This is a genomic window from Corynebacterium sanguinis, assembly GCF_007641235.1.
Lineage (GTDB): Bacteria > Actinomycetota > Actinomycetes > Mycobacteriales > Mycobacteriaceae > Corynebacterium > Corynebacterium sanguinis.
The window spans coordinates 1664965-1690985 of the sequence record NZ_CP038157.1 but is presented as its reverse complement, the minus strand read 5'-3'; the positions used below and the strand labels follow the sequence as shown (position 1 = coordinate 1690985).

The window sequence follows — 26021 nt, the reverse complement described above, 5'->3', positions numbered from 1 at the left end:
GCCTCCAAGTCTAGGGTGGGGTCATGTCCGCTCCCACTCTCGCCCACACCTTCGCCGAATCTTTGCCCGAGATGGCGGTGCCCGCCCGCGCCGCCGACTTCCCCGATCCGCAGGTGGTGGTGCTCAACGACCCGCTCGCCCGCGAGCTTGGGCTCGACCCCGAGTGGCTGCGCGCGCCGGAAGGCACCGCCTGGCTCGCGGGATCCGCCGGCGGCCACGCGACCGCGTACGCGGGCCACCAGTTCGGCCAGTTCGTGGGCCTGCTTGGCGACGGCCGCGCCCTGCTACTCGGCGACATCGATCGCCGCGAGATCCAGCTCAAGGGCTCCGGCCTCACCCCGTTTAGCCGACCGGGCTCCGACGGCGTCGGCGCGATTGGGCCCATGCTGCGCGAGTACGCGGTCAGTGAGTTCATGCACGCGGTCGGGGTGCCGTCGACACGCTCGCTCGCAGTTCTAAGCACCGGCGAGCGCGTGCTGCGCCAGCAGGGCTACGTCCCGGGCGGCATCGTCGTGCGCGTCGCCAACTCGCACTTGCGGGTCGGTTCCGTGCAGTACGCAGCCACCCAGTCCGAGGAGCTCACCGCGAAAGTCGTCGCAGCCGCGGGCTTTTCGACGCCCACCCAACTGCTCCGGGAGGTCATGGACCGCCAGCTCGAGCTGGTAGTGAAATGGATGCGCATCGGCTTCGTGCACGGGGTGATGAACACCGACAACACCGCCCTGTCCGGCGAAACGATCGACTACGGCCCGTGCGCATTCACCGAGCGCTTCGACGCGTCCGCCAAGTTTTCCTCTATTGATGCAACCGGCCGCTACGCCTTTGGTAACCAGCCGAACATCATCGCCTGGAACCTCACCCGGCTCGCGGAAGCGCTATTGCCACTGATGGGCGAGGACGCCGCCCGCGAGATTTTGGGCAGCATCCAGCAGCGCTGGGACCACTTCTGGCAGCTCCACTTCGCGGGCGCCGAGGAAGGGATTGCCGCGGCGGAGGACATTACGCAGTTCAACCTCGAGCACGGGCTCGCGCACGGTCGCGCGCCGATTTTCATCCCGCGCAACCTGATGCTGCAGCGCGCCATCACCAGCGCCGAGCGCGACGGCGACTGTGGAGCGTATTTCGAGCTCCTGCGCGCAGTAACAGACCCCTTCAACCCTGCGGCTGGGCCGGAGTGGATGAAGGGGCCGGAAGGCGAGGAGCGTTTTGTGACCTACTGCGGGACTTAAACCGTCTGAGACTCGTCCAGCTTGAGGGCCTTCTGCGTCATCTCCCACTGGGAGGCGTAGGCCTGCTCGTCGCGCTTCAGCGAGGTGCCGTAGGTCGGGAACATCTCGTGCAGCTGATCCGACCAGTCGATCATGCGCTCGCCGAAGCAGCGCTCAAGCAGCTCGAGCATTGCCGCCGGGGTGATCGACGCGCCCGGGGAGGCGCCGAGGATGCCGGCGATGGTGCCATCCTGGTCGTTGACCAGTGCGGTACCGAACTCCAGCGAGCCGAAGCTCGGGGCTGGGGCGGGCTTGATCACCTGCACGCGCTGGCCAGCGACCACGGTGTCCCAGTCCTTGCCGTCGGCGGCCGGGACGTACTCGCGCAGCACCTCGATCCGGCCGTCGAAGTCCTTGAACACCTCCTCAACCAGGTATTTAACCAGGCCGAAGTTGGTAGCCGCGACACCCAGGTAGGAGGGGATGTTGTCGGCACGGATCGACTTGAACAGGTCGAAGTAGGTGCCTTCCTTCAAGAACTTCGGGCTCCAGCCGCCGTAGGGGCCGAAGAGCAGGGACTGCTCGCCGTCGATCACGCGCAGGTCCAGGTGGGGCACGGACATCGGCGGGGCGCCGACCTTAGCCTGGCCGTACACCTTGGCCTGGTGCTGCGCAACGAGCTCGGGGTTGGTGGTGCGCAGCCACATGCCGGAGATGGGGAAGCCCGCGTAGCCCCGAACCTCGGGCACGCCAGCCTTACGCAGCAGGTCAAGCGCGTAGCCACCCGCGCCGACGAAGACGAAGCGTGCGCGCACGACCTGCTTGTCGCCGGTGTGCACGTTGCGCACGGAAACTTCCCAGAACTTGTCGACGCGCTTGAGGTTGAGCACCTCGTGGCCATAGCGGATCGCGGTGCCCTGCTTCTCAGCGTCGTCGAGGAACTGCTTGGTCAGCGCACCATAATTGATGTCGGTGCCAGCATCGGTCCAGGAGATGGCGACGGGCTCGGCGTCGAAGTCACGGCCCTGAGCCATCAGCGGAAGTTTCTCGGCGAACTTTGCAGCGTCATCGGTGAACTGCATCTCCGGGAACATGTGGTTCGCCGACAAAATTTCGTAGCGGCGGCGCAGGTAGTCAAGCTGGCTCTCACCCTGGCCGAAGGACACATGCGGCACCGGGTTGATGAAGTCGCTCGGGTCGGTCAACACACCCTCGCCGAGCTGGTGGGACCAGAACTGGCGCGAGAGCTGGAACTTCTCGTTGATCGCCATCGCCTTGGAGACGTCAATCTTGCCCTTTTTCTCGGGCGTGTAGTTCAACTCGCACAGGGCCGAGTGGCCGGTGCCAGCGTTGTTCAGCGCGTACGAGGACTCCTGCGCGGGCCCGTCGAGACGCTCGTAGACAACCTGGGACCAGCTCGGCTCGAGTTGGCGGAGCAGGGCTCCAAGGGTCGCACTCATAATTCCAGCACCGATGAGCAGGACATCAGTCTCATCGCTAAACCTTTTGTTGCCTTGTTCAGACATCCGTTCATCCTCTTCGATTGTGTCAGTGGGGCGGACTCGACGCGCTCTCACAATAATGCCCCGGGATTTCGGCAGCGCCCCGCGCCCAAGTAAACGAAATTCCGGCTTAAACCACTACCTTACGCTTATCGACACTTCGACCGGTAATGTGGCTCACCCCTTAATCCAACTCTCCCACATCGTGAGACACCAATGGCCCAAGCGCTGCAGCTCGCCCGAAAAACTGCGGCGAATATGCCTAGTATGAGTGACATGCGCGACAATCCCGGGAAGTTTGACCAACTCGAGTGGGCCGAGGATATTCTCGGCGACGGCTACGAATCCACCACCCTCAACGTAGGCAAGGACCCCGGTGACACGGGGGAGGAAGAAGCAGTGCTCGTGCGCGCGCTTCCCGACGCCCCCACCGGCAAACCCGCCCTTTTGTGGGTGCACGGCATGTCCGACTACTTCTTCCAAGAGCACGTGGCCGAGCATTACGTCGCCCAGGGCTACCCCTTCTACGCGCTCGACCTGCGCGGGTGCGGCCGCGCCCACCCGGGCAAAGGCCCCTGGCACTACATCACCGATCTGCGCTTCTACTTCCCGGAACTCACCCTCGCCGCGGAGCTGATCACGTCCCGCCACGGCGAGATCATCCCGTTCGCGCACTCCACCGGCGGGCTGATCGTGCCGCTGTGGGCTGACGACGTGCGCCGCAACGATCCCAGCGCCCACAAGACAATCCGCGGGATCATCCTCAACAGCCCCTGGCTGGACATGCAGTTTTCCCGCCCGGCGGTGGCGATCATGCGCCCGGTTGTCAACGCGCTGGGCAAACGCCTGCCGTCTATTCCACTGCCGGCCGCCGGCGTTGGCACCTACGGCCAGTCGATCTCGGCCACCGCGCACGGTGAGTGGACGTTCAACACCACGTTCAAGCCGGTCGAGGGCCACCGCAAATACCTCGGGTGGCTGCGCGCGATCTTCCAGGGCCAGAAACTGATTCACGACGGCATCGACACCGGGGTGCCCACGCTGACACTGTGCTCGTCGCACTCGTACTTGAACAAGCCCTACTCCCCCGCCGCCGACACGGCCGACACCGTGCTCGACGTCGCCCAGATTCAGAAGTGGGCGCCCACGCTGAGCGACGACACCGAGGTCGAGGTCATCGACGGCGCTCGCCACGACGTATTCCTCTCCGAACGTCACGCGCGGGAGGCCGCCGTCGCCGCCGCCGACGCCTGGCTGGGTAACCTTACCGATTCAGGTTCCGAGACCGAGGAGAACGCGTAATGAACCACTCAGCAGACGTCGATACCCACTACGACCTGATCATCATCGGGGCCGGCTCCGGAAATTCCATCCCCACGCCGGACTTCGACGACTGGTCAATCGCCATCATTGAGGAGGGCAAATTCGGCGGCACCTGCATGAACGCGGGCTGTATTCCGACGAAGATGTTCGTCCTCGCCGCCGACACCGCCTTCGACGCCGCCCACGCCTCCCGCCTCGGCGTCGATGCCTCCTTCAACGGCGCCGACTGGAAAGCGATCACCGAGCGCATCTTCACCAACCGCATCGACCTCATTGCCGCTGGCGGGGAGGAATTTCGCCGCAGCGAGGCCAGCGCCAACGTTGACGTTTACGACCGGAGGGCGTCGTTTAGCGGGCCCAAAACCATCGTGACTGGCCAGGGCGAGGAAGAAAAAGTCATCAGCGGCGACACCATTATCATCGCCGCCGGGGCGCGCCCCTTCGTCCCCGAGTGGGCCGAGGGTGTGCCCTTCCACACCAGCGACGACGTGATGCGCCTCGAGCGCCAGCCAGAAAGCCTCACCATTGTCGGCGGCGGTTTCATCGCGATGGAGTTCGCCCACATCTTCCAATCGCTGGGCACCCACGTGCGCATTGTCAACCGCTCCCCCTTCCTCCGCACGCTCGACGCCGACATCACCGAGGCGTTCAACGACATCGCGGACGAAACCTACGAGGTGCACAAGGGCCGCACGGTGGTCAGCGCCACCGGCGACGACAGCCAAGTCACGCTCACGCTTGACGACGGCTCCACCGTGACGTCCGAGAAACTCCTTATCGCGATGGGGCGCGTGCCCAACGGCGACCGGCTCAACCTCGAGGCGGGCGGCATTGAGGCCAACGGCACCCAGGTCGCCGTTGACGAGTACGGGCGCGCCTCGGTGGAGGGCGTGTGGGCGCTCGGCGACATTTCCTCGCCGTTCCAGCTCAAGCACGTCGCCAACGCCGAGACGCGGGCGGTGCGCCACAACATCCTCCACCCCGATGCCATGGTGCCGATGCCGCACGACCACGTGCCCTTCGCCGTGTTCACCCACCCGCAGATCGCGACCGTCGGGCTGACGGAGCGCGAGGCTATCGACGATGGGTTTGACGTGACCGTCAAGGTGCAGAACTACGGCGACGTCGCCTACGGCTGGGCGCTCGAAGACACCACGGGAGTGGTCAAGCTCGTGGCTGATCGCGCGAGCGGGAAGCTCCTCGGCGCTCACTACATGGGCCCGCAGGCCTCGACGCTAATCCAGCAGATGATCACGATCATCGCCTACGGCATCGACCTGCGCACCGCGGCCTACGGGCAGTACTGGATCCACCCCGCACTACCGGAGGTCACGGAGAACGCGATCTTGGGGTTGGACCTGGATTTCCCCGAGGTGTAGGGCCCCGGCTACGCGGCCGAGCTCGGCAGCGTGAGGATCTCGTTGCCGTCCTCGGTGATCAGGATCGTGTGCTCGAACTGAGCCGTGTACTTGCCGTCGTTGTTCTGCACGGTCCACCCGTCATCCCAGATGGTGTAGGGCAGCTCGCCGAGGTTGATCATCGGCTCGATGGTCAGCGTCATTCCTGGCTGGAGCACGTCGCGGTAGGCGTCGGAGTCGTAGTGCAACACGACGAGCCCGTTGTGGAAGGTCGTACCAATTCCGTGCCCGGTGAAGTCGGTGACCACGTTGTAGCCGAAGCGCTTGGCATAGGACTCGATCACGCGGCCGATGACGTTGATTTCGCGGCCCGGCTTCGCCGCCTTGATGCCGCGCATCATGGCTTCCTCGGTGCGCTCGACCAACAGCCGGTGTTCCTCGCTCACCTCGCCCGCCAGGAAGGTCGCGTTGGTGTCGCCGTGGACCCCGTTTTTATAGGCGGTGACGTCGATGTTGACGATGTCGCCGTCCTCAATGACCGTCGTGTCGGGGATGCCGTGGCAGACGATCTCGTTGAGCGATACGCAGCAGGACTTTGTGTACCCGCGGTAGCCCAGCGTGGAGGGGTAGGCACCGTGGTCGAGCATGTACTCGTGGGCGACCCGGTCGATCTCGTCGGTGGTCACGCCCGGGGCGACGGCGGCGCCCGCGGCCTGCAGGGCGTCGGCGGCGATGATGCTCGCCTCGCGCATCTTCTCAATGGTCTCGGCGGTCTGCACCAGCGGCTCGCCCACGTTCTCCTGCACCGAGTCGCGCCACGCGTACTCCGGGCGCTCGATGAAATCGGGCACCGTGCGAATCGGGGTGGGTGTACCGGGGCGGATCATTGCGCGTTGACTCATGTGAGCCATGGTAGTCCCCGCGTTTTCGCGCGCCCTAAGCGCCGCCCGCGCGAGCCTGGTCGATGTTGATGAACATGCGGTCCGTTGCGGCCACGGCCGATTCCGAGCCGCCGCCGAGCACAATCAGCGTGGCAAAGGCGATGTCGTCGTCGGCCCGGTAGCCGGTGAACCACGCGTGCGAGCCCTGGTTGATCTCAGCCTCGCCGGTCTTGCCGCGGATATCGCCGCCCGCGCTCATCCCCGCCGCGGTACCGCCCGGTGAGGTTACGGCCGCCATCATCTGCTGCAGCTGGGCGATCGTCTCCGGCGCCGGCGCCTGGGTGGGCGCGGCCTCGGTGGTTTCCCCGTCGACGAGGTACGGCACCGGCATCGAGCCGTGCGCCGCCGTCGCCGCCACCAGCGCCATGCCGAAGGGGCTGGCGAGGTCGTGGCCCTGCCCGTAGCCAGCCTCGGTGCGATCCAGCGGCTCCTCGCCCACTGGGATCGAGCCGGTGACGGTGTCCAGGCCCGGGATCTTCAGATCCACCCCAAGGCCGAACTGCTTGCCGACGTCCGCGAGCTGCCCCGGCTCAAGCTTGGTCGAGATGTCAGCGAACGTGGTGTTGCAGGAGCGAGCGAACGCTTTCTCCAGCGGCACGTCTCCTAGCGCGAAGCCCGCGTAGTTGGTCACGACCCTGCCGTAAATGTTCATCGTGCCCGGGCACGGGACCGTGGACGCAGGGGTAAGGCCTTCGTTTTCCAATCCCGCGGCGGCGGTGATGATCTTGAACGTCGAGCCCGGCGGGTACTGGCCCATCGTCGCGATGTTGCCGTCGCGGTCGGCGGCCGGGGTCTGCGCCACGGCGAGCACGCCGCCTGTCGACGGGCGGATCGCCACGATCATCGCCTGCTGCCCCGCCAACGGCTCAAGCGCCTTCTCGGCGGCGCGCTGCACCGTGTGGTCGAGGCTCACCTTCACCGCCGGGGCTGGCTCCGGTGCCTGGCTGGTGACCTCCTCCAGCGCGGCGCCGTGCTCGTTGACAACGCTGATGTTCCAACCCGCCTTGCCCTCGAGGTCGTCGCGCACGAGCTCGCCGACGCGCGCCATGATGTCGGGTGCGAACGTCGGGTCCGCGTTGACCATCGCCGCTTCCTCGTTGAGGCGCACACCGTCAACGTCGCCGAGCGCCCCCGCCACGCTGGGTTGCGCGGCCGCCGGTACGACAGCCACCGAGTAGGTGCCCGTGGCCGCGCTCAGTTCGCTTTCCAGCTGTGCGACGTCGCGCGTCGGCACGGTCTCGTCCGCCTCGTGCGCCTGGGCCAGCGCCGCCGAGATGCGGCTCGCCGCCTCGCGTGACGACGCCATCGCCGACGTATCCACCAGCACGCGGTACGCCACGCCGGGAGAAAGCAGCTGCGCGTCATCGGAGGAGACCACACTCGCCTGCTGCGCGGGCACCGCGCGCAGCTCGAGGTGCTGGAGCGCCCCAAGGCGCGGGTGCAGCGCGGAGGGCTGCCAGCGCACGGTCCACTGCCCGCCCGTCTGGGTCAGGGTCATCTGCGCGTCGTAGGTAAACCTGCGCTCCCTCGGCAGGGCCCAGTCGACCGTGTACGTGGCCGTCGCGAGGTTGTCCTGCTGGGTGACTTCCCGCAGGGTGATGTCGGCCCCTTCGGCCTGAAGGCCCTGCCACGTGGAGCTGATGGAGTCGGACGCGGCGGTGGGGTCGTCGACAAGCTCGCTGAGCGCCTCGTAATCTTGCTCGGCGATCGCCTCAACGAACGAGGCGGCGGTGGGCTCGGCGGCGGTGGGCCGCGGGGTGCACGCCGCGAGCGCGCCGCAGCACAGTGGCACCGTGGCGAGCAGCGAGGCGAGGCGTTTCATGGTTCAAAAAGCTACAGCGCCGGACATCTCGTCCGGCGCTGCCACGCGTGAGGCACTGCGGGTCTAGCGGGTAACCTTGACCTCCGCCTTCGCACCGGCGATCTCCTCGAGGCCCTCCTCCTCGGCGATGCGCATGGCGTGGGCGATGAGCGTTTCCACGATCTTCGACTCCGGGACGGTCTCCACGACCTCGCCCTTGACAAAGATCTGGCCCTTGCCGTTGCCGGAGGCTACACCGAGGTCCGCGTCGCGCGCCTCGCCGGGGCCGTTGACAACGCAGCCCATCACGGCGACGCGCAGCGGGAACTCCATGCCCTCCAAGCCAGCGGTGACCTCCTCGGCGAGCGTATAGACGTCCACCTGGGCGCGGCCACAGGACGGGCAGGACACGATCTCGAGCTTGCGCGGGCGTAGGTTCAGCGACTGCAGGATCTGGTCACCGACCTTGATCTCCTCGACTGGATCCGCCGACAGGGACACGCGGATCGTGTCGCCGATGCCCTGCGACAACAGGGCGCCGAAGGCGACGGAGGACTTGATCGTGCCCATCATCAGCGGGCCGGCCTCGGTCACGCCAAGGTGCAGTGGGTAGTCCGTGACCTCCGCGAGCTGGTGGTAGGCCTCGACCATGAGCACCGGGTCGGAGTGCTTCACCGAGATCGCGATGTCGCCGTAGCCGTACTCCTCGAACAACCCGGCCTCGTAGACGGCGGATTCCACCAACGCCTCCGGGGTGGCCTTGCCGTACTTTTCCAGTAGGCGCTTGTCCAGCGAGCCTCCGTTAACGCCGATGCGGATCGGGATGCCGGCGTCCCCGGCGGCCTTGGCCACCTCCTTGACGCGGCCGTCAAACTCTTTGATGTTGCCCGGGTTGACGCGCACGGCGGCGCAGCCCGCGTCGATGGCGGCGAAGATGTACTTCGGCTGGAAGTGAATGTCCGCGATGACCGGGATCGGGGACTTCGCCGCGATCGCCGGCAGCGCCTCCGCGTCCACCGTCTTCGGGCAGGCAACGCGCACGATGTCGCAGCCCGAGGTAGCCAGCTGCGCGATCTGCTGCAGGGTGGCGTTGATGTCATGGGTCTTGGTGGTGGTCATCGACTGCACCGTGATCGGGTAATCGGAGCCCACCCCGACCTTGCCCACCATCAGCTGGCGCGTTTTGCGGCGCGGCGCGAGGGTGGGGGGCGGACCTTCAGGGAGACCAAGACCAATAGGCATGTTCATAACCGCCTACTCTAGCACCGCTACCCGAAAAGCTTGACGGGGTTGACCACGTCCGCGACCATGACGAACACGCCGACGACAAGCAGCAGGCTGGCCATGAAATAGGTCACCGGCATCAGCTTTTCGTAATTCGCCGGGCCGCCCGGCTTTAAACCGCGCAGGCGGCGGAGAACGTCGCGGAGTTTCTCCCAGAAGATCACGGCGATGTGCCCGCCGTCGAGAGGCGGCAGCGGGATCAGGTTGAACAGGGCGAGGAAGAGATTCAGGGAAGCGAGCATCATCCAGAACACTTCCCACATGCTGCGCTCGACCAGCTCGCCACCAGCGCGCGACGCGCCAATCACACTGACCGGGCCGGTGACGTCGCGCTCGGCGCCGAAGATGGACGCAACCACGCCCGGGATCTTTGACGGGAACGCGATGAGACCCTCGACGGTGGCGCGCATCATCTGGCCGGTAAACGTCAGCGTCGCCGGCACCGCCTCCAGCGGCCCGAAGGACGCCATGGCGTTTTCTACCGGGGCGTTGGCGAGCCCGATCGCGCCCGCGACGTACGTTTGGCCGGTCGTCGGGTTGAGCCTTTCCACGGCGTCGAGCTCGACGGGGATGGAGAGCTGCTCCTCACCCCGGCGCAGCTCGAGGGTGACGGTGTCGCCCGGGCGCTGGATCACGTAATCGCGCAGCTCGGCGAACGTGTCCACCGAGCGCCCGTCGACGCCGACCAGCTCATCGCCGACGCGCACCCCGGCGCGCGCCGCTGGCCCCTCGCCCGTGCACTGCGCGAGAGTTTGGGCGTCGACCTGGTCCGCGGTGCACGTCAGTTCGCCGACGCGCGGGGTGCGGTCCGCGTACGGGTTGGGGATCGCCGCGAAGACGGCGACGAAATAGGTGATCACCACCGCGATGAGAATGTTGGCTATCACCCCGCCCGACATCACGGCCACTCGCTGCCACCAGGGCTTGGCGTACATGGCCAAGGGACGCTCCTCGGGGGTGAGCGGCTCGGCGGCCGTCATCCCGGCAATGTCGCAGAACCCGCCGAAGGGCAGGGCGGCGATGCCGTACTCGGTGTGCCCGCGCTTGACCGACCACAGCGTCGGGCCGAAGCCGATGAAGTAGCGTCGCACGCGCATCCCGAAGGCGCGGGCCGTGAACATGTGGCCCGCCTCGTGCAGCGCGATGGACACCGCGATGCCGAGGGCAAAAATGATGATGCCGATGATGCCCACTAGCGTCGGCTTCCCTCGCTCAGCGCAGCGACCCGGGCGGTTGCGCGGCGGCGCGCCTCGGACTCGATGGCGATCACATCATCGAAGGTCGCCTCCCGGTCCGACGGGTAGTTGGCAAACTCAGTAGCGCCATCGAGCACGTCGGTGATGACGTCGACGATCTGCGGGAAGCGGATGCGCCCGTCCAGAAACGCCGCCGCTGCCTCCTCGTTCGCCGCGTTGTACACCGCCGGGTAGCCCTGGCCCGCCTCCGCGACGTCGCGCGCGAGGCGAACGGCCGGGAACGCGGTGTCGTCGAGGGGCTCGAACGTCCACTCCATCGCGTCGGCGAAGTCGAGGGCAGGCTGCGCCCCCGCGACGCGCTCCGGCCATGCCAGCGCGTGGGAGATCGGCAGCTTCATCGACGGCGGCGAGGCCTGGGCGATTGTCGCCCCGTCGGCGAAGGTGATCATGGAGTGGATAATGGACTGCGGGTGCACGGTGACGTCGATAAGCGAAGGCGCGATGTCGAACAGCAAGGAGGCCTCAATGAGCTCGAGACCCTTGTTCACCAGCGTCGCGGAGTTCAGCGTGTTCATCTGCCCCATCGACCACGTCGGGTGCGCCGCCGCCTGCTCCGGCGTGACGTCCCACATCTGCTCGCGGGTGCGGCCGCGAAACGGCCCGCCCGAGGCGGTGAGCACGAAGCGCGCGACCTCGCCACGGTCCCCGGAGCGCAGGCACTGGGCCATGGCCGAGTGCTCGGAGTCCACGGGCACGATCTGTCCGGGCTCTGCGCGGCGGGTGACGATTCCCCCGCCCGCAACCAGCGATTCTTTGTTCGCCAGCGCCAACCGCGCCCCCGTCTCCAGCACCGCGAGCGTCGACGCGAGCCCTTGCGAGCCGACCAGCGCGTTGAGCACGGTATCCGCGGGCTGCGAGCGCACGAGCTCCTCGGCGTCCGCCACCACCTCGCCGCCCAAAGCCGCAGAGACTTCGCGCGCGGCCTCAGGCTTTGCGACGGCCACCTGCGACGGTGTCAGCCCCAGCTCGCGCGCCTGCTTGACGACGGCCTCGGGAACGCTACCTCCCGCCGCAATGCCAACGACCCGGAACTTGTCGGGGTTGTCCGCGATCACCTCGAGGGCTTGCGTGCCAATGGAGCCGGTCGAGCCCAAGATGACGACCTGTTTTATCGAACCCATAATGAGACATTGTGGCAAACAACGCACGTTTTAGGGTATTCAATCGCCAACTCCAACCTCCTTATGACATGATTAGGAGCAATACCAGCAACGTGTAAGGAGAAAGCTGTGGCCACCCACGCGAAGGAAAAGGCACCCCAGGTTTACAACGGCGTATCCGAGGCAGACGTGCCTTCCGCCAAGTTCGGTTGGAGCGAGCTCTCCTCCGGTGCTATCCAGATCGCCGGTTGGATTTCCGTCGCCTTCCTCGTCGGCTTCAACTTCGGCAACCACCAGGGCCACGTCGAGACCATCTGGCTGGTCTCCCTCGCCGTGCTCATCGCCATCGGGCTGATCCTGTTCGCGGTACGCCCGCGCCTGGCCCAGGTCCGCACGGTCACCGCCCGCAACAAGCCGATCGGCTACCAGGAGCGCGACTGGGCCTACGACCAGCGCACCCTCTCCGGCGCCTACGCCGACCTGGAGGACAACGACCTGCGCGCGCTCAACATCGATCCCTCCCGCGTGAGCCACCTGCGCACCCTGGATATGCCGAAGGCGGAAGCCTCGGAGCAGAAGGTTGTGGAGCAGCGCATCGTGGCGAAGGACACCACCCGCTAAGCCACGCTCTCACACGAAGTAAGCGCCACCGGTTTACGGTGGCGCTTATTTTTTGTCTGGGGGTTAGCCCGTCTTCTCTTCCGCGGCGAGCTGCCCGCAGGCCGCCGCGATCTCCTGGCCCTTGGTGTCGCGCACCGTGCAGGTGACGCCCTGGGCGATGACGCGGCGGACGAACTCATCCTGGCGCGCCCGCGGGGAAGCGTCCCACTTCGACCCCGGCGTGGGGTTGAGCGGGATTAAGTTGACATGGACTTTGGAGCCGAGGGCGTCGTGAAGCTTCTTGCCCAGCATGTCCGCGCGGAAGTCGTGGTCGTTGATGTCGCGGATCAGCGCGTACTCGATGGACACGCGGCGGCCCGACTGCTCCGCGTAGTAGCTCGCGGCGTCGAGCACGTCGGCGACCGAGAAGCGGTTGTTCATGGGCACCAGCTCGTCGCGGAGCTCGTCGTCAGGCGTGTGCAGCGATACAGCGAGCGTGCAGGATAGGCCCTCGTCGGCAAGCTTGCGGATCTGCGGGGCGAGGCCCACCGTGGACACGGTGACGTTGCGCTGCGAAATGCCGAAGCCGTCGGGCGCTGCCTGCGTGATCTGGCGCACCGCGGAGACGACGCGGTTGTAGTTCGCCAGCGGCTCCCCCATCCCCATGAAGACAATGTTGGACAGCCGCGAGCCCTCTGCCTGCATCCGGGCCGCCGCCGCGCGCACCTGGTCGACAATCTCGGCGGTGGACAGGTTACGGTCAAGACCGCCCTGGCCGGTAGCGCAGAACGGGCACGCCATGCCGCAACCCGCCTGCGAGGAGATGCACAGGGTAGCGCGGTCGGGGTAGCGCATCAGCACCGATTCCAGCAGAATCCCGTCGTGCAGCCGCCACAGGGTTTTCGTGGTGTCGCCGTCGTCGGTTTCGAGCGTGCGGATCTCCGTCAGCAGCGTCGGAAACAGCGCGTCCTTGACCAGCTGTCGCTGGCTTTCGGGCAGATCCGTCATGGTCAGCGGGTCGGCCTCGAACTTGCCGTAGTAATGGCGCGCGATTTGGTCTGCGCGGAACTTGGGCAGGCCTAGCTCCTTGAGGGCGTCGATACGCTCGTCCTTGCTCAAATCGGCAAAGTGCTTCGGCGGCATCCCCCGCTTGGGTGCCAGCAACTGGATCTTCGGAAAATCGCTCATAACGGCCACCAGTGTCCCACGTTAGAGCGCAGTTTACTAATTGTTGGCGACTACGCCGCGCTGAGGAATGCAGCGGCGTTGAGCAAGATGTAGGTGGCGGACGCCGCGGGAAGCATGCCGTCGAGACGGTCCATGATGCCACCGTGGCCAGGAAGCAGATTCGACATATCCTTGATGCCCAGCTCGCGCTTGAACTGACTTTCCACCAAGTCGCCCATCGTCGCGCAGACGACCAGAGCGGCGCCGAGCGCGATGCCGACCCACCAGGGGCCGTGGATCAAAAACTCCACCGCGAGCACGCCCGTGATCACGCCGAAAACAAGGGACCCAGCGAAGCCCTCCCAGGACTTGTTGGGGCTCACCGCCGGCGCCATGGGGTGTGCGCCGAACATCACACCGGCGACATACCCACCGACATCCGACGCCACAACACAGAGCATGAAGGTGAGGATGAACATGCTCCCCGACAGCGCGTTTTCGTCGATGATGGAGATCATCGCGGCGAATGAGCCGAACAGTGGGATCCATACAAGCACGAAAATGCCTACCGCGGTATCACGCAGGTAGTTATCTGGCTTCAGGTTCGGACCCCGGTGGAACAGCCTGTGGTACATGAGCACGAGCACCGCGAAGGCGAAACCGCCCAGCGCGCCGCCAGAAGCGAACGGGTACGACGACCACAAGATCACCTGGCCCAAGATGAGCATCAGGGTGCGCGGCTGCGCGAAACCGGCCTCGCGTAGCCGAGTGAGCACCTCCCACATTGCGAAGCCGACCGCGATTGCGACCAGCGGGTACCACCCCAGCGGGCCGATAACCAGCGCAGCGACGACGAGCGCGCCGAGGACTAACCCGGTGATGATCGCGTCGCTCAGATCGCGCCCGGCGCTGTTCTTCGGCTTCGGCGCCTTGAATTTTCGGGACAACCCACCCTTGCGAGGGGTCTGACCGGCAGAGGAGGTCACGACGGCGGCTTTCTGTTCGGCGGGTAAGGGAAGACGGGCGAGGTCTTAGACCTCCAGTAGCTCCGCCTCCTTCTTGGAGACGATCTCGTCGACCTGGGCGACGTATTGCGACGTGGTCTTGTCCAGGGTCTGCTCGGCGGTCTTGACCTCGTCCTCGCCCGCGTCGCCGTCCTTCTGGATCTTCTTCAGCGCTTCCATGCCCTGGCGGCGCACGTTGCGGATGGCGACCTTGCCTTCCTCGCCCTTCTGCTTGGCCTGCTTGACCAGCTCGCGGCGGCGCTCCTCGGTGAGCTGCGGGACGGTGACGCGGATGACCTGGCCGTCGTCGGTGGGGTTGACACCCAGGTCCGAGTTGCGGATAGCGTTGAGGATTTCGTTGAGCGTCGACATGTCGAACGGCTTGATCAGCAGCATGCGCGGCTCCGGAACGGAGATTGTTGCCATCTGGTTGATCGGCGTCGGCGCTCCGTAGAAGTCGGCGATGACGCCGTTGAACATCGCCGGGTTGGCGCGGCCGGTGCGGATGGACACGAGCTCATCACGCGTGTGCTCCACAGCCTTGGACATGCGATCTTCCGCGTCAAGCAATACGTCATCAATCATTTTGTTCATCCTTGAGTTCGTCGTCGTTAAAAAGGGGCGTTGCCCCACTAACCTACCAGCGCGTACGGGCCTTCTAGGCCACTACTTCACCAGCGTGCCGATCCGCTCGCCGGCGACCGCCCGGGCGATGTTGCCCTCCTTGAGCAGGTTGAACACCAAAATCGGCATGTCGTTGTCCATGCACAGCGAAAACGCGGTGGCGTCGGCGACCTTGAGGCCCTTCTCAATGACCTCGCGGGGGGTGACTTCGCTGTACAGGGTGGCATTGGGGTTGGTGCGCGGGTCGTCGTCGTAGACGCCGTCAACGCCCTTGGCCATCAGCAGCACGTCGCAACCGATTTCCAGCGCGCGCTGCGCGGCCGTGGTGTCGGTGGAGAAGTACGGCATGCCCATGCCGGCGCCGAAGATGACCACGCGGCCCTTCTCCAGGTGCCGGGCGGCGCGCAGCGGCAGGTAGGGCTCCGCGATCTGCGCCATGTTGATCGCCGTCTGCACGCGGCAATCAACGCCCTTTTGTTGCAGGAAGTCCTGCAGCGCCAGGCAGTTCATCACCGTGCCGAGCATGCCCATGTAGTCGGAGCGCGCGCGGTCCATGCCGCGCTGCTGCAGCTGGGCGCCGCGGAAGAAGTTTCCGCCGCCAATCACCACCGCCACTTGGGTGCCGGAGCGGGCCACTTCCGCAATTTGCGTAGCGACGCTCTCCACCACGTCCGGGTCGATCCCGACGTTACCTCCACCGAACATCTCACCGCCCAGCTTGAGCATCACGCGCTTGTAACCGCCGGAGTTTGCGTTGGTTGGGTTTGCGTCAGTCACCGTCGAGGCTCCTTAAAAACGTGGTTGGTTACCAAGGAATAGGCCACCGCCGATCATAGTCGGCCCCGCTTTCCTCGGCGCCCACCGGTGCGCACATGCGAAAACCCCGCCGTAGCGGGGTTTGTCACGTGGGGTAAATCCGGCGCCTTGGGGAGGGCGTCGATAAGCAGGCGTTAAGCCTGGCCGACCTCGAAGCGAACGAAGTCGGTGATCTCGATGCCGGCCTCGTCAGCGAACTGCTTGACGGACTTCTTGGAGTCGGACAGCGACGGCTGGTCGAGCAGGACGACGTCCTTGAAGAAGCCACCCATGCGGCCCTCGACAATCTTGGCGATCGCAGCCTCGGGCTTGCCCTCGTTCCGGGTGATCTCCTCCTGGACCGCGCGCTCCTTCTCGATGACGTCGGCCGGCACGTCCTCCTGCTTGAGGAAGCGAGCCTTCATCGCAGCGATCTGGAGAGCGACCTGGTGAGCTGCCTCAGCGTTGTCACCGGTGTAAGCGACGAGCACGCCGACGGCCGGCGGCAGGTCAGCGGAGCGCTGGTGCAGGTAAACCTCGACGTTGTCACCCTCGAGGGTGCGAGCGCGGCGCAGCTCGAGCTTCTCGCCGATCTTCGCGGAGAGGCGCTCGAGGACGTCGTGTGCGGTCTCGCCGGAGACGTCAGCGTTGGCGAGCTCCTCCTGGGAGTTAGCCTTCGACGCGGATGCAGCCTTCGCAATCTCCTGAGCGACGTCCTTGAACTCAGCGTTCTTAGCGACGAAGTCGGTCTCGGAGTTGATCTCCACGATGGTGTTCTCGTGAACAGCGACGAGGCCCTCGAGAGCGTTGCGCTCGGCGCGCTTGCCGACGTCCTTCGCACCCTTAATGCGCAGCACCTCGACTGCCTTTTCGTAGTCGCCGTTGGACTCCTCAAGAGCCTTCTTGCAGTCAAGCATGCCGGAGCCGGTGGCTTCGCGGAGCCTCTTGACATCTGCAGCGGTGTAGTTCGCCATAGCGGGGCGATCCTCCTCGTAGTGGAACGATTGTTGTACCAGCACCCTAACGCGCGCAGGTACGTGATGAACGGTTTTACAGACTAGCCGACTTGCGTGAGCACGGCATGTCGGCTTCGCGGTGCGCTGGTGACAAAACCCCGCGCCCGTAACGCGCCCGACATGGGCGCTGGCGTGGGCTGCGGGGTTTTACGTCATGGAAGTCGCGTCTGCGACGGCACCGCCGGGGCCGTGTTACGCCTGGGTGGCGCTTTCGGTGCCGGAGATCTGGGAGGGCTGCTCCGCGTCGGCCTGCTCGGCGGCGCGCACTGCGTGCGGCTGCTCGACCGGAGCAACGACCTGCTCCTTGGAAGCCTCGGCTGCGGCAGCTGCGGCGGCAGCGTCGGCTGCGGAAACGTCGTCGCTGGAAGCGGCGGTGGCTGCTGCCTCAGCGGCCTCTGCCTGGCGCTTCGCGTCGGTGTCGCCTGCTGCCTCACGAGCGGCTGCGAGCTGGCGCTCCTCGCGCTGCTGCTTGCCCTGCACCACTGCCTCGCCCACGATGTGGGTGAGCAGCTTGACAGCGCGGATGGCGTCGTCGTTGCCCGGGATCGGGAAGTTGACAACGTCCGGGTCGCAGTTGGTGTCCAGCACGGCGACGACCGGGATGCGCAGCTTCTGCGCCTCGGAGATCGCGATGTGCTCCTTGTTGGTGTCCACGATCCAGAGTGCGGAGGGAGCCTTGGTCATATCGGCAATGCCACCGAGAACACGCTCGAGCTTGATGCGCTCGCGGTTAAGCATGAGGACTTCCTTCTTGCCGCGGCCTGCGTAGCCCTCTTCAGCAGCGTCCATAGCCTGGAGCTCCTTCATGCGGGCGATACGCTTGGACACGGTCTGGAAGTTGGTGAGCATGCCACCGAGCCAGCGGTGGGTGACATACGGCATGCCGACGCGCTCGGCCTCTTCCTGGATGGGCTCCTGAGCCTGCTTCTTCGTACCGACGAACAGGATCGTGCCGCCGTGAGCGACGGTCTCCTTGACAAACTCGAACGCCTCGTCGATGTAAGTCAGGGTCTGCTGAAGGTCGATGATGTAGATGCCGTTGCGGTCGGTGAAGATGAAGCGACGCATCTTCGGGTTCCAGCGACGCGTCTGGTGGCCAAAGTGCACACCCGCGTCGAGGAGTTCGCGCATGGTTACAACTGCCATGGGAAGTTCTCCTTCGGAGAGAAATAGTTCGGTTACTGGTCGTACTGCGCGGGTTTTTATCCCGCGCCCTGGCACCGTGCCCGCCCGGCACCCTCGTACTGTGGGACCGTTGCTGAGCTGGCATTTTCCGGCGCGCGAAGTCAATCTGCTGCAGGCTTGGTCAGACTGCGACAAACTGCGTCGACAAATATACGGCAATTGTCAGTAAAATCATAATTGAGCTGCGGGTCTGGTGCTGTAGGGTTTTGTGTTTTTTGCTGGGGTCTGTTGCTGGGGTCTTCGGTGCGAAGATGCCAACGTTGCAGACGTGCTTCAGAGCGCGCAGAGAATCGCTGAGCTCTTCTCCCCGAAGATGTCAGCGTTGAAGATGCGCACCTGGCCGCCAGAAAACTCGCCGAGATCTTCACTGCGAAGATGTCAGCGCTGAAAACGTGCACTTGAATGCGCTAAAACACACTGAGCTCTTCATGCCGAAGATGTCAGCGTCAAAATCGCTCACCCAGACGCCCCGAAGCACGCCGAGATCATCACCACGAAGATTTCAGCGTAGAAAATGCGCTTCAGGGCGCTCTGAACTTCTCTGAGATCTTCACTATGAAGATGTCAGCGTCAAAAGCGCACCCACAGACACGCAGAAACACCCTGAGCTCTTCGCCCCAAAAACCTCAGCACCAACAACGCACACCAGAGCACCCAAAATCGCGCTGAGCTCTTCACCCAGCCCCAGCCGGCACGAACGTTATCCCCAACAGACAAGTTATCCACAGCATTTCGCTGAGCTGAAACACGACGATCCGCGAGAGTGCTAGATAAAAGCATGCGCCGTCTTCTGCTCTTGGTACTCACTGCTGTACTTCTGACCACGCCCGCACCCGCCCACGCTTATGTTGACCCCACAACCGGAAAGCCCTACGCCACGCGTATCACCCGGTCCGCTGATATCCCGGAGAAGAACTGGCTCCCGGGCCACCGCGGTGTTGACCTCGCGCTCAACGTCGGAGACAACGTTCTCGCATCCGGTGGCGGCACCGTCGCGTTTGAGGGCGTCGTCGCCGGCACACCAGTCGTCTCGATCGACCACCCGGATGGGATCCGCACCACCTATCAACCCGTGTACGCCCAGGTCAAAGCCGGCGAGCGGGTCGCGGAGGGAGACGTGATCGGCCGCCTCGCCCCAGCACCACGAGCCGAGCACGACGGGTTGCACTGGGGCGCGCGCACAGGCGAGGACACCTACCTCAATCCGCTGACGCTTCTCGAAGCCCCGGCGATCAGGCTCAAGCCCGTGGATGGGCCTGGTTATAGACGTTCTTGAGTCGTTGCGCGGAAACGTGGGTATAAATTTGCGTCGTCTGCAGGCTGGAGTGCCCGAGCAACTCCTGCACGACGCGCAGGTCAGCCCCGCCTTCGATCATGTGGGTCGCCGCGCTATGGCGCAGCGAGTGCGGGCTGACCTCCCCCGCCCCGGTGCGCACGGCAGCGCGCTCAACGATACGGCGCACCTGGCGCTGGTCAATGCGCTTGCCACGCGAGCCGACAAACAGCGCACCAGTGTCGCCTGCCAACTCACCGCGTCCGGCAGTAAGCCAGCGCTGAACAGCATGCGACGCAGCATCGCCGAAGGGCACGATCCTCTGCTTATTGCCCTTGCCAGTGACCTTAACTGCTCCCCTCCCCAGATCAATGTCACCGACGTCAAGTGTGCTCAGCTCGGCGACGCGCATGCCTGTGGCGTAGAGCAGCTCGAGCATCGCGCGGTCGCGCAACGCCTCGGCGTGGTGGTCATCGTCGTTAATTTCTGCCTCGACCAACGCCCCCGCCGCTTTAGCTTCGACGACGGTCGGCAGGTGCCGGTTGACCTTCGGCGACATCAGGCGCGCCGCACAGTCGGTGTCCAGGTAGCCCTGGTTGTGTGCCCACGAGGAAAACGCCCGCACTGCCGCCGTGCGCCGCGCGAGCGTGGAGCGCGCAAGGCCTCGGGACACGGCGTCGGCAAGCCAAGCCCTCAGGGTGGGCAGGGTGAACTCGCCAAATGAGCTGGCGAAGGGCAACATTGTGGCCAGGTCGGAGCGGTACGCCTTGACCGTCGCCGGGGAGCGGCCGAGGACGAGCTCGGCGTGCTCGGCGAAGTCTTCGATCGCCTCGCTGAGCTGCCCACTGCCGCCGTTACCCATGTGGCATAAGTTTACTCCTGTGGCGCCGGGGGCGCGTCGCCACGCCGCCAGTGCCGTCCCGCGCGGACAACGAGCCCGCGGGCTTCGAGCTCCACTAGGATGTGCACGCTCAAGGCGACGGTGAGCCCGGCGCGCGACGCGATGTCCTCGGCCGCGGCTCCGCGTGAGGTCAGAGGCAGGGCGTCGTAAATCCGCAGCTCGTTGCGGCTGAGGCGCTGAACATCATCCGCCACGAAAGCGAGCTCAAGCTGCGCGTCGGGGTCGATCTCGCCGACGCTGCTGAACAGCGCGTGGATCTGCTCCGCGCTGAGCACCATGTCCGCGCGCCCCTCCTGGATAGCCAAGTTGGTCCCCAACGAGCCGGGCCCGAGGATTGGCCCGGGCACCGCCATCACCCTGCGGTTGAAGTAGTGCGCCCACGTCAAGGTATTCAGCGCCCCGGAGCGAAACGCCGCCTCGACGATGACGCTGCCTTGGCTCAAGCCCGCGACCAGCCGGTTGCGGGTGAGGAAGCGGTGTCGGTCCGGGGTGACCGCAGGCGGGTACTCCGTGATCACCGAAGTGACACGATCAAACAGCTCAGTGTTACGACGCGGATACGTCACCCCAGGCCCGCACGCAGCGACGACGACGGTAGGAGCCCCGGCCGACAGCGCCGACTCGTGCGCCACCGTGTCAATCCCCAGCGCCCCGCCGGAAACGACGGTATAGCCGAATCCCGCCAGGCCCGTGACCAAATCCGCGGTGGCGTGGTGCCCATACGCTGTCGACGCCCGCGTGCCGACGATCGCCACCGACCGCGCGAACAACTGGTCCAGGTTGGTCTCCCCCTTCACCCACAACGCGTGGGGTGCCACGCCGTCTGGTTTCGCCTCGGCGAGGTTCGCCTGGCTGATGGCGACTCCGGTGACAAACGCCTCGGTGATTACCTCTCCCGGCCAGCCCTCGGTGTCGGGTGTGACAAGGCGAAACCCCGCAACATGCGCCGCCTCGAGGTCGCGCTGCGGCTGGTCCCAGGCGTGGCGCGACTCCGTCTCCCTTGCTAAGCCGCCGAGCCAGCTGGCCCGGGCTCGAACCCCGGCGGCGACTTCATCAGCGTCGCGCCCCGCAGCCAGCAGCGCCTGCAGGTGTCGTGAGGGCCCTTCGATGACGCGGCTGAGGTAGGCCCACGATTCCGGCGAGCTCACGCGACCACCTCGAAGGCAGCGGGCGCACGCAGCTGCGTGGCCGCCGCGATATGGCCAAGATCGGGGCGCGCGGCGTTCTCCAGGTCGGCGAGCGTCCAGGCGAGCTTGAGCACCCGGTCGACGCCACGCTGCGTCAGCTCGCCGCGCGCCAGATAGGCGGCAAGCAGTGCCATGGCGGAATCCTCCGCTGGGTACTCCCGGCGAATCACAGTGGCGTTAACCCGCGCGTTCAAACTCTCCCCCACCGCCGCCCAGCGGTGGGCGGAGCGCAGCCGTGCCTCACCGACGCGTTCGGCGATCGCGGCAGAAGGCTCCGCGTCCCCGCGCCCAATCACGGCCCCGCGTGTGGTCGTGGCCAGGGAAATGTCGATCCGATCCCGCAGCGGCCCGGAGACGTTGCGTAGGTGGTGCGCCCGCTGCGTTGCGGTGCACCGGCAGTCCGTGGTGTGCTCCGCGCCGCACGGGCAGGGGTTGGCGGCGAGGATGAGCTGGAAGTTCGCCGGGTACACGACTTCACGCCGCGCCCGTGTGAGCCTGACCTGCCCCTTTTCCAAGGGGGTGCGCAGCGCGTCCAAGGTGGCCGCGGGGATCTCGCTGGCCTCGTCGAGGAAGAGCACGCCGTGGTGCGCATGGCTCACCGCCCCAGGGCGCGGGTGCCCCGAGCCGCCGCCAATGAGAGCTGATTTGCTTAACGACGCATGCGGGGCGACAAACGGGCGCTGCTCAACGACCGCCCCCGACGGCAGCCCGGAAACCGAGTGGATCGCGGTGGCCTCGATCTTCTCGTCCAACGTCAGCTCCGGCAGGATCGACGCCACGCGCTCGGCCAACATGGATTTTCCGGACCCGGGCGGGCCAACCATGAACAGGTGGTGCCCGCCGGCGGCCGCGACCTCGAGCGCGAACTTCGCATCGGCCTGGCCGGCGACGTCGCGAAAGTCTGGGCGCGGCGGTGGCTCCGCGGGCGCGGCGGCAGCGGCCACGTCGAGGGTGTTCCTCCCGAGCGCCCAGTGGTAGACGTCGAGGAGCGAATCAGCGACGAGGATGTGCCCGCGGTTGACCAAAGCGGCCTCGGCGCTGTTGGCGCGCGGGACGATGATGGTGTCAAAGTGTGCGGCGGTGAGCATGGGCACGATCCCCTCGACGCGGCGCAGCGTCCCGCCCAGGCCGAGCTCGCCGAGGACGAGCACGTCGGCGAGCTTGTCGCGCAGCAGCGGATCCAGGCTGGCGAGCACGGCCAGCGCTATCGGTAGGTCGAAGTGAGAGCCGGATTTCGGCAGGTGCGCCGGCGAGAGCGACACCATGATCTTCGTGCGCGGCCACGGCAGGATCGAGTTGGCCACCGCGGTGCGGATGCGCTCGCGCGATTCTTTGACGGCGGCGTCGCCTAGGCCCACCACGTACATCCCCGGCAGGCCGGGCCCGACGTTGGCTTCGACCTTGACCACGTGCGCCGCGACGCCCTCGACGGTGGCCGCGCAGGTGCTAGCAAGCGCCATGGTCCACGTCCTCGAAAAGGCGGATGTCCATACTCTCGTCGGTGGCGATGACTTCGGCGACGTCGAAACGCACGGGCGAGTAGGGCTTGTCCTCCAGCCATTCCGCGGCGCAGCGACGCATGGTGCGCAGCTTCTTCGCGGTAACCGCCTCTGCCGCCCCGAAACCGCGCCCGCGGCGGGTTTTCACCTCCACGAACACGACGTTGCCCGTCGCATCGCGCACAATCAGGTCGATCTCGCCGACCTTGGTGCGCACCCGGGCAGCGATGATGGAGTATCCCATGTCGGCGTAAACGGACGCGGCGAGTTCCTCGCCCGCCAGCGCCAGCGCGTAGTTTTCGGCGTAGTTTGGTTGCGCCATTGTTGTGTTGTCCCCCCAAGAGATGCAGCGAATGTCGTTGCACTCATTGGACTGGAAAAACCCCCGCGTGGTTCCCGCCGGGGGTCAAAAAGGGTTAAAACGCTAGCGCTCCGGGAAGGTCAGATCGGGCTTGTCCAGCTCTTCGATGTTGACGTCCTTGAAGGTGATCACGCGCACGTAGCGCACGAATCGCACCGCCCGGTACATGTCCCACACCCAGCAGTCCGACATGCGCACCTCGTAGTACACGTCGCTGCCCTCGGTGTGCGGGATCAGCTCGACGGCGTTGGCCAGGTAGAAGCGGCGATCCGTTTCCACCACGTAGGAGAACTGGCTGACCACGTCGCGGTACTCGCGGTACAGGGAGAGTTCGACCTCTGCCTCGTAGTTGTCCAGTTCCTCTGCGCTCATTGTGACCTCATAAAGTACTCGTGGGCTTGTCTCACGTTGGCATAACTATAACGATGCTCCGGGCTCGCACCGTGGCGACGCACCGCAGCCATGTGCGCTTGCGTGCCGTAGCCCTTGTGCCCGGCGATGCCGTAGTCGGCGTAGCGCTGCGCCATCTCGGTGACCAGCCTGTCGCGCGAGACTTTCGCCAGCACGCTCGCCGCGGCGATACAGCGCGCGGTGTAGTCGCCGCCGATGATCGGCAGCTGCGGGGCGGTTAGCCCGGACACGCGCAGGGCGTCGACAAGCACGTAGCCAGGGCGCGCATCAAGCTTTGCGACGGCCCGACGAGCGCCATCCACATTCGCCACCTGTATGCCCCGCCTGTCGATCTCGGCGGCGGAGATGTGCACCACCGCGAAGCTATCGGCGACGTCGCAGATGGCGTCGTAAAGCGAGGCACGCGTGGAGGGGGCTAGCTGCTTGGAGTCCGTCAAGCGATCGAGCTGGGCGATCGGGCGCGGCGGCAGCACGCAGGCGGCGATGGTGACGGGGCCGAAGCAGGCGCCGCGGCCGGCCTCGTCGACACCCGCGACCGGGCCGAGGCCGGCCTTGTCCAGCGCGACCTCGTAGGTCCGCAGCTGTTTCAGCCGGCGCACTTAGCCCTGGATGTCGGGCGACGCGACGCCGCCGAAGCGGTTCAGCGGGAACACCACGGCGGCGACCTTGCCGCGCAGGTTCTCGCGCGGGATCGTGCCCTGGAGTTCATCGACCATGTGCGCGCGGGAGTCGAGCGAGTTGGTGCGGTTGTCGCCCATCATGAAGTAGTGCCCCTCCGGCACGGTGACCGGGCCAAAGTAATCACCGCCGCACTCCCGCGAGCCGGTCGCCGGGTTGATCGGGTTCTCCGGCGGCTGCAGAATGTACGACTGGTCGATCGGGGCGCCATCGACCATCACGGCGGGGTCGCCCGCCTGGCACGACACGGTCTGCCCGCCCTCGGCGATGATGCGCTTGACCAGGTTGTTCTCGTCCGGGGGCACGAGACCAACCCAGGAACCGACGGTCTGCAGACCCGCCACGAGCGGGTTGTCCGAGCGGGTGGAAACGTAGCTGGAGTTCCACGCGTCCGTGCCCTCGAACACGACGACGTCGCCCGGTGCCGGGTCGCGGAAGTAGTAGCTGACTTTCTCCACCGCCACGCGGTCGCCAGTGCCGTTGAAGCCGTGCAGCGTGGGCTCCATCGAGGCCGAGGGGATGACGTACATGCGGCCGATGAACGTCTGGATGATGAAGATGAACGCCAAGGTCAGCGCGATGACCACCGGGATCTCGATGTACCACGGCATCTGCTTTTCGGCCTCGGGCTGATTCCTGTTACTCACCCGCAACACCTTAGCAGCGCGACCTTGGGCGGCGGTGGGAGGCAGCGCGGTTTGGACTGCGTAATTTGGCGCGGGTTGTTGGAAAAATCCCAGGTCGCGTAATGGCGGTATACGTAAATTGCGCAGTCCACAGTGCGCGGGGAATCCCGGCCACGGGCTTGGACACCGGCAAAGGTCTGCGTGGTTTGGACTGCGCAATTTGCCGCGCCCTGTCGGCAAAACCCCAGGTCGCGTTCTGGCGGGACGCGTAAATTACGCAGTCCATAGTGCGCGAGAGAGTCTTGGCCACGCGCTTGGATGCCGGCCGCGGTCTGCGCAGTTTAGACTGCGCAATTAGCCACGAACCGTAAGCAAAACCCCAGGTCGCGAAACGGCGAACCACTTAAATTGCGCAGTCCAAACCGCGCACAAACCCACCCGCACGGACAGGATCAGCAGCGAACCCCGCAACAGCAGCGGAAACCCCCACACACGCGCAGACAGGACCACCGCCTACACACAAAAACCCCGCCCACAAACGTGGACGGGGTCAGGCGCGAGCCAGTGAAAACTAGCGGCGCTCCTTGATGCGGGCTGCCTTGCCGCGCAGATCGCGCATGTAGTACAGCTTCGCGCGGCGCACGTCACCCTTGCGCAGCACCTCGATCTTCTCGATGTTCGGGGAGTGCACCGGGAAGGTACGCTCAACGCCGATGCCGAAGGAGATCTTGCGCACCGTGAAGGTCTCGCGGATGCCGCCGCCCTGGCGGCGCACAACGAAGCCCTCGAAGAGCTGGGTACGGGTCACGGAACCCTCGATAACCTTGACGTGCACGCCGAGGGTGTCGCCCGGGCGGAAGTTCGGGATATCCTCGCGCAGCTGACCTGCGTCGACGAGGTCAATAATGCCATTGCTCATGG

Annotated in this window: 25 protein-coding genes; 5 read left to right on the top strand and 20 right to left on the bottom strand. The window is 65.7% G+C overall.

The features are described 5' to 3' along the window. Window positions 1-23: 23 nt before the first annotated feature. The gene (locus tag E3227_RS08165) at window positions 24-1229 is read left to right on the top strand and encodes a protein adenylyltransferase SelO family protein (protein ID WP_144318146.1); all 1206 of its coding nucleotides are present in this window, start codon (window positions 24-26) and stop codon (window positions 1227-1229) included. Here the strand turns inward: E3227_RS08165 and mqo are convergent. Continuing rightward, window positions 1226-2734 carry a malate dehydrogenase (quinone) gene (mqo, locus tag E3227_RS08160; RefSeq protein ID WP_144318145.1) on the bottom strand — a complete coding sequence of 503 codons (1509 nt, stop codon included), beginning with the start codon at window positions 2732-2734 and terminating at the stop codon, window positions 1226-1228. The genes E3227_RS08165 and mqo overlap by 4 nt on opposite strands. A 252-nt stretch (window positions 2735-2986) precedes the next feature. Here mqo and E3227_RS08155 point away from each other — a divergent pair, with 252 nt between their 5' ends. Next, window positions 2987-4012 (top strand): alpha/beta hydrolase, encoded by a 1026-nt coding sequence (locus E3227_RS08155; RefSeq protein WP_170228658.1) that lies wholly within the window; start codon window positions 2987-2989, stop codon window positions 4010-4012. Beyond that, on the top strand, window positions 4012-5412 hold the full coding sequence (gene mtr / locus E3227_RS08150; RefSeq protein WP_144318143.1) for a mycothione reductase: 1401 nt from the start codon (window positions 4012-4014) through the stop codon (window positions 5410-5412). Before E3227_RS08155 ends, mtr begins: the two co-directional genes overlap by 1 nt. A gap of 8 nt (window positions 5413-5420) precedes the next feature. Here the strand turns inward: mtr and map are convergent, their stop codons facing one another. From map to dxr, 5 genes are all read right to left on the bottom strand, one after another. Continuing rightward, the gene (gene map / locus E3227_RS08145) at window positions 5421-6302 is read right to left on the bottom strand and encodes a type I methionyl aminopeptidase (RefSeq protein WP_375542955.1); all 882 of its coding nucleotides are present in this window, start codon (window positions 6300-6302) and stop codon (window positions 5421-5423) included. Window positions 6303-6327: 25 nt separating this feature from the next. Further along, entirely contained in the window at window positions 6328-8154 is a 1827-nt protein-coding gene (locus E3227_RS08140) for a penicillin-binding transpeptidase domain-containing protein (protein ID WP_144318141.1), read from the bottom strand. 63 nt (window positions 8155-8217) lie between these two features. Beyond that, window positions 8218-9381 carry a flavodoxin-dependent (E)-4-hydroxy-3-methylbut-2-enyl-diphosphate synthase gene (gene ispG, locus E3227_RS08135; RefSeq protein ID WP_211346222.1) on the bottom strand — a complete coding sequence of 388 codons (1164 nt, stop codon included), beginning with the start codon at window positions 9379-9381 and terminating at the stop codon, window positions 8218-8220. A 20-nt stretch (window positions 9382-9401) separates the two neighbouring features. After that, window positions 9402-10610 (bottom strand): M50 family metallopeptidase, encoded by a 1209-nt coding sequence (locus tag E3227_RS08130; protein WP_144318140.1) that lies wholly within the window; start codon window positions 10608-10610, stop codon window positions 9402-9404. Next, window positions 10610-11794, bottom strand: a complete 1185-nt coding sequence (gene dxr, locus E3227_RS08125; protein ID WP_144318139.1) for a 1-deoxy-D-xylulose-5-phosphate reductoisomerase — start codon at window positions 11792-11794, stop codon at window positions 10610-10612. Before dxr ends, E3227_RS08130 begins: the two co-directional genes overlap by 1 nt. Before the next feature lie 108 nt (window positions 11795-11902). On the opposite strand from dxr, the gene E3227_RS08120 reads away from it, so the two are divergent. Continuing rightward, complete coding sequence (locus E3227_RS08120; protein ID WP_246062661.1) at window positions 11903-12394, top strand: DUF2631 domain-containing protein; 492 nt, start codon at window positions 11903-11905, stop codon at window positions 12392-12394. A gap of 63 nt (window positions 12395-12457) precedes the next feature. Here the strand turns inward: E3227_RS08120 and rlmN are convergent, their stop codons facing one another. From rlmN to rpsB, 6 genes are all read right to left on the bottom strand, one after another. Then, window positions 12458-13561 carry a dual-specificity RNA methyltransferase RlmN gene (gene rlmN, locus E3227_RS08115; protein ID WP_136651604.1) on the bottom strand — a complete coding sequence of 368 codons (1104 nt, stop codon included), beginning with the start codon at window positions 13559-13561 and terminating at the stop codon, window positions 12458-12460. Window positions 13562-13611: 50 nt separating this feature from the next. Continuing rightward, window positions 13612-14487 (bottom strand): phosphatidate cytidylyltransferase, encoded by an 876-nt coding sequence (locus E3227_RS08110; RefSeq protein WP_170228657.1) that lies wholly within the window; start codon window positions 14485-14487, stop codon window positions 13612-13614. A gap of 84 nt (window positions 14488-14571) precedes the next feature. Continuing rightward, complete coding sequence (gene frr / locus E3227_RS08105; RefSeq protein WP_136651602.1) at window positions 14572-15129, bottom strand: ribosome recycling factor; 558 nt, start codon at window positions 15127-15129, stop codon at window positions 14572-14574. An 81-nt stretch (window positions 15130-15210) separates the two neighbouring features. Beyond that, window positions 15211-15894, bottom strand: a complete 684-nt coding sequence (gene pyrH / locus E3227_RS08100; RefSeq protein WP_220184751.1) for a UMP kinase — start codon at window positions 15892-15894, stop codon at window positions 15211-15213. Window positions 15895-16118: 224 nt separating this feature from the next. Further along, window positions 16119-16937: a translation elongation factor Ts gene (tsf, locus tag E3227_RS08095; RefSeq protein ID WP_144318138.1), complete on the bottom strand. Its 819-nt coding sequence runs from the start codon at window positions 16935-16937 to the stop codon at window positions 16119-16121. A 234-nt stretch (window positions 16938-17171) separates the two neighbouring features. Then, window positions 17172-18125, bottom strand: coding sequence for a 30S ribosomal protein S2 (rpsB, locus tag E3227_RS08090; protein ID WP_144318137.1), 954 nt, complete (start codon window positions 18123-18125; stop codon window positions 17172-17174). Between the two features lie 817 nt (window positions 18126-18942). On the opposite strand from rpsB, the gene E3227_RS08085 reads away from it, so the two are divergent. Then, window positions 18943-19440 (top strand): M23 family metallopeptidase, encoded by a 498-nt coding sequence (locus E3227_RS08085; RefSeq protein WP_144318136.1) that lies wholly within the window; start codon window positions 18943-18945, stop codon window positions 19438-19440. Here E3227_RS08085 and E3227_RS08080 read toward each other — a convergent pair. The 8 genes from E3227_RS08080 to rplS form a co-directional block, all read right to left on the bottom strand. Then, the gene (locus E3227_RS08080) at window positions 19403-20299 is read right to left on the bottom strand and encodes a tyrosine recombinase XerC (protein WP_144318135.1); all 897 of its coding nucleotides are present in this window, start codon (window positions 20297-20299) and stop codon (window positions 19403-19405) included. The genes E3227_RS08085 and E3227_RS08080 overlap by 38 nt on opposite strands. 11 nt (window positions 20300-20310) lie before the next feature. Further along, a complete protein-coding gene (locus E3227_RS08075; RefSeq protein WP_144318134.1) occupies window positions 20311-21486 on the bottom strand; it encodes a DNA-processing protein DprA in 1176 nt (391 codons plus the stop codon). Continuing rightward, window positions 21483-22985 carry a YifB family Mg chelatase-like AAA ATPase gene (locus tag E3227_RS08070; protein WP_144318133.1) on the bottom strand — a complete coding sequence of 501 codons (1503 nt, stop codon included), beginning with the start codon at window positions 22983-22985 and terminating at the stop codon, window positions 21483-21485. Before E3227_RS08070 ends, E3227_RS08075 begins: the two co-directional genes overlap by 4 nt. Then, window positions 22972-23346 carry a YraN family protein gene (locus tag E3227_RS08065; protein WP_136651594.1) on the bottom strand — a complete coding sequence of 125 codons (375 nt, stop codon included), beginning with the start codon at window positions 23344-23346 and terminating at the stop codon, window positions 22972-22974. Before E3227_RS08065 ends, E3227_RS08070 begins: the two co-directional genes overlap by 14 nt. A 102-nt stretch (window positions 23347-23448) precedes the next feature. Further along, complete coding sequence (locus E3227_RS08060) at window positions 23449-23757, bottom strand: DUF2469 domain-containing protein (RefSeq protein WP_136651593.1); 309 nt, start codon at window positions 23755-23757, stop codon at window positions 23449-23451. After that, on the bottom strand, window positions 23754-24395 hold the full coding sequence (locus tag E3227_RS08055; RefSeq protein WP_144318132.1) for a ribonuclease HII: 642 nt from the start codon (window positions 24393-24395) through the stop codon (window positions 23754-23756). The genes E3227_RS08060 and E3227_RS08055 overlap by 4 nt, the downstream gene beginning before the upstream one ends. Beyond that, entirely contained in the window at window positions 24396-25085 is a 690-nt protein-coding gene (gene lepB / locus E3227_RS08050) for a signal peptidase I (RefSeq protein WP_246062919.1), read from the bottom strand. 586 nt (window positions 25086-25671) lie between these two features. Further along, on the bottom strand, window positions 25672-26019 hold the full coding sequence (gene rplS, locus E3227_RS08045) for a 50S ribosomal protein L19 (RefSeq protein ID WP_144318131.1): 348 nt from the start codon (window positions 26017-26019) through the stop codon (window positions 25672-25674). Window positions 26020-26021 lie beyond the last annotated feature (2 nt).

Excerpts from the sequence above, each read along its gene's own strand:
- E3227_RS08165 (WP_144318146.1), top strand. The coding sequence starts at position 24 with ATGTCCGCTCCCACTCTCGCCCACACCTTCGCCGAATCTTTGCCCGAG.
- mqo (WP_144318145.1), bottom strand. The coding sequence starts at position 2,734 with ATGTCTGAACAAGGCAACAAAAGGTTTAGCGATGAGACTGATGTCCTG.
- E3227_RS08155 (WP_170228658.1), top strand. The coding sequence starts at position 2,987 with ATGCGCGACAATCCCGGGAAGTTTGACCAACTCGAGTGGGCCGAGGAT.
- mtr (WP_144318143.1), top strand. The coding sequence starts at position 4,012 with ATGAACCACTCAGCAGACGTCGATACCCACTACGACCTGATCATCATC.
- map (WP_375542955.1), bottom strand. The coding sequence starts at position 6,302 with ATGGCTCACATGAGTCAACGCGCAATGATCCGCCCCGGTACACCCACC.
- E3227_RS08140 (WP_144318141.1), bottom strand. The coding sequence starts at position 8,154 with ATGAAACGCCTCGCCTCGCTGCTCGCCACGGTGCCACTGTGCTGCGGC.
- ispG (WP_211346222.1), bottom strand. The coding sequence starts at position 9,381 with ATGAACATGCCTATTGGTCTTGGTCTCCCTGAAGGTCCGCCCCCCACC.
- dxr (WP_144318139.1), bottom strand. The coding sequence starts at position 11,794 with ATGGGTTCGATAAAACAGGTCGTCATCTTGGGCTCGACCGGCTCCATT.
- rlmN (WP_136651604.1), bottom strand. The coding sequence starts at position 13,561 with ATGAGCGATTTTCCGAAGATCCAGTTGCTGGCACCCAAGCGGGGGATG.
- frr (WP_136651602.1), bottom strand. The coding sequence starts at position 15,129 with ATGATTGATGACGTATTGCTTGACGCGGAAGATCGCATGTCCAAGGCT.
- pyrH (WP_220184751.1), bottom strand. The coding sequence starts at position 15,894 with ATGCTCAAGCTGGGCGGTGAGATGTTCGGTGGAGGTAACGTCGGGATC.
- tsf (WP_144318138.1), bottom strand. The coding sequence starts at position 16,937 with ATGGCGAACTACACCGCTGCAGATGTCAAGAGGCTCCGCGAAGCCACC.
- rpsB (WP_144318137.1), bottom strand. The coding sequence starts at position 18,125 with ATGGCAGTTGTAACCATGCGCGAACTCCTCGACGCGGGTGTGCACTTT.
- E3227_RS08085 (WP_144318136.1), top strand. The coding sequence starts at position 18,943 with ATGCGCCGTCTTCTGCTCTTGGTACTCACTGCTGTACTTCTGACCACG.
- E3227_RS08080 (WP_144318135.1), bottom strand. The coding sequence starts at position 20,299 with ATGGGTAACGGCGGCAGTGGGCAGCTCAGCGAGGCGATCGAAGACTTC.
- E3227_RS08070 (WP_144318133.1), bottom strand. The coding sequence starts at position 22,985 with ATGGCGCTTGCTAGCACCTGCGCGGCCACCGTCGAGGGCGTCGCGGCG.
- E3227_RS08065 (WP_136651594.1), bottom strand. The coding sequence starts at position 23,346 with ATGGCGCAACCAAACTACGCCGAAAACTACGCGCTGGCGCTGGCGGGC.
- E3227_RS08060 (WP_136651593.1), bottom strand. The coding sequence starts at position 23,757 with ATGAGCGCAGAGGAACTGGACAACTACGAGGCAGAGGTCGAACTCTCC.
- lepB (WP_246062919.1), bottom strand. The coding sequence starts at position 25,085 with ATGCCGTGGTACATCGAGATCCCGGTGGTCATCGCGCTGACCTTGGCG.
- rplS (WP_144318131.1), bottom strand. The coding sequence starts at position 26,019 with ATGAGCAATGGCATTATTGACCTCGTCGACGCAGGTCAGCTGCGCGAG.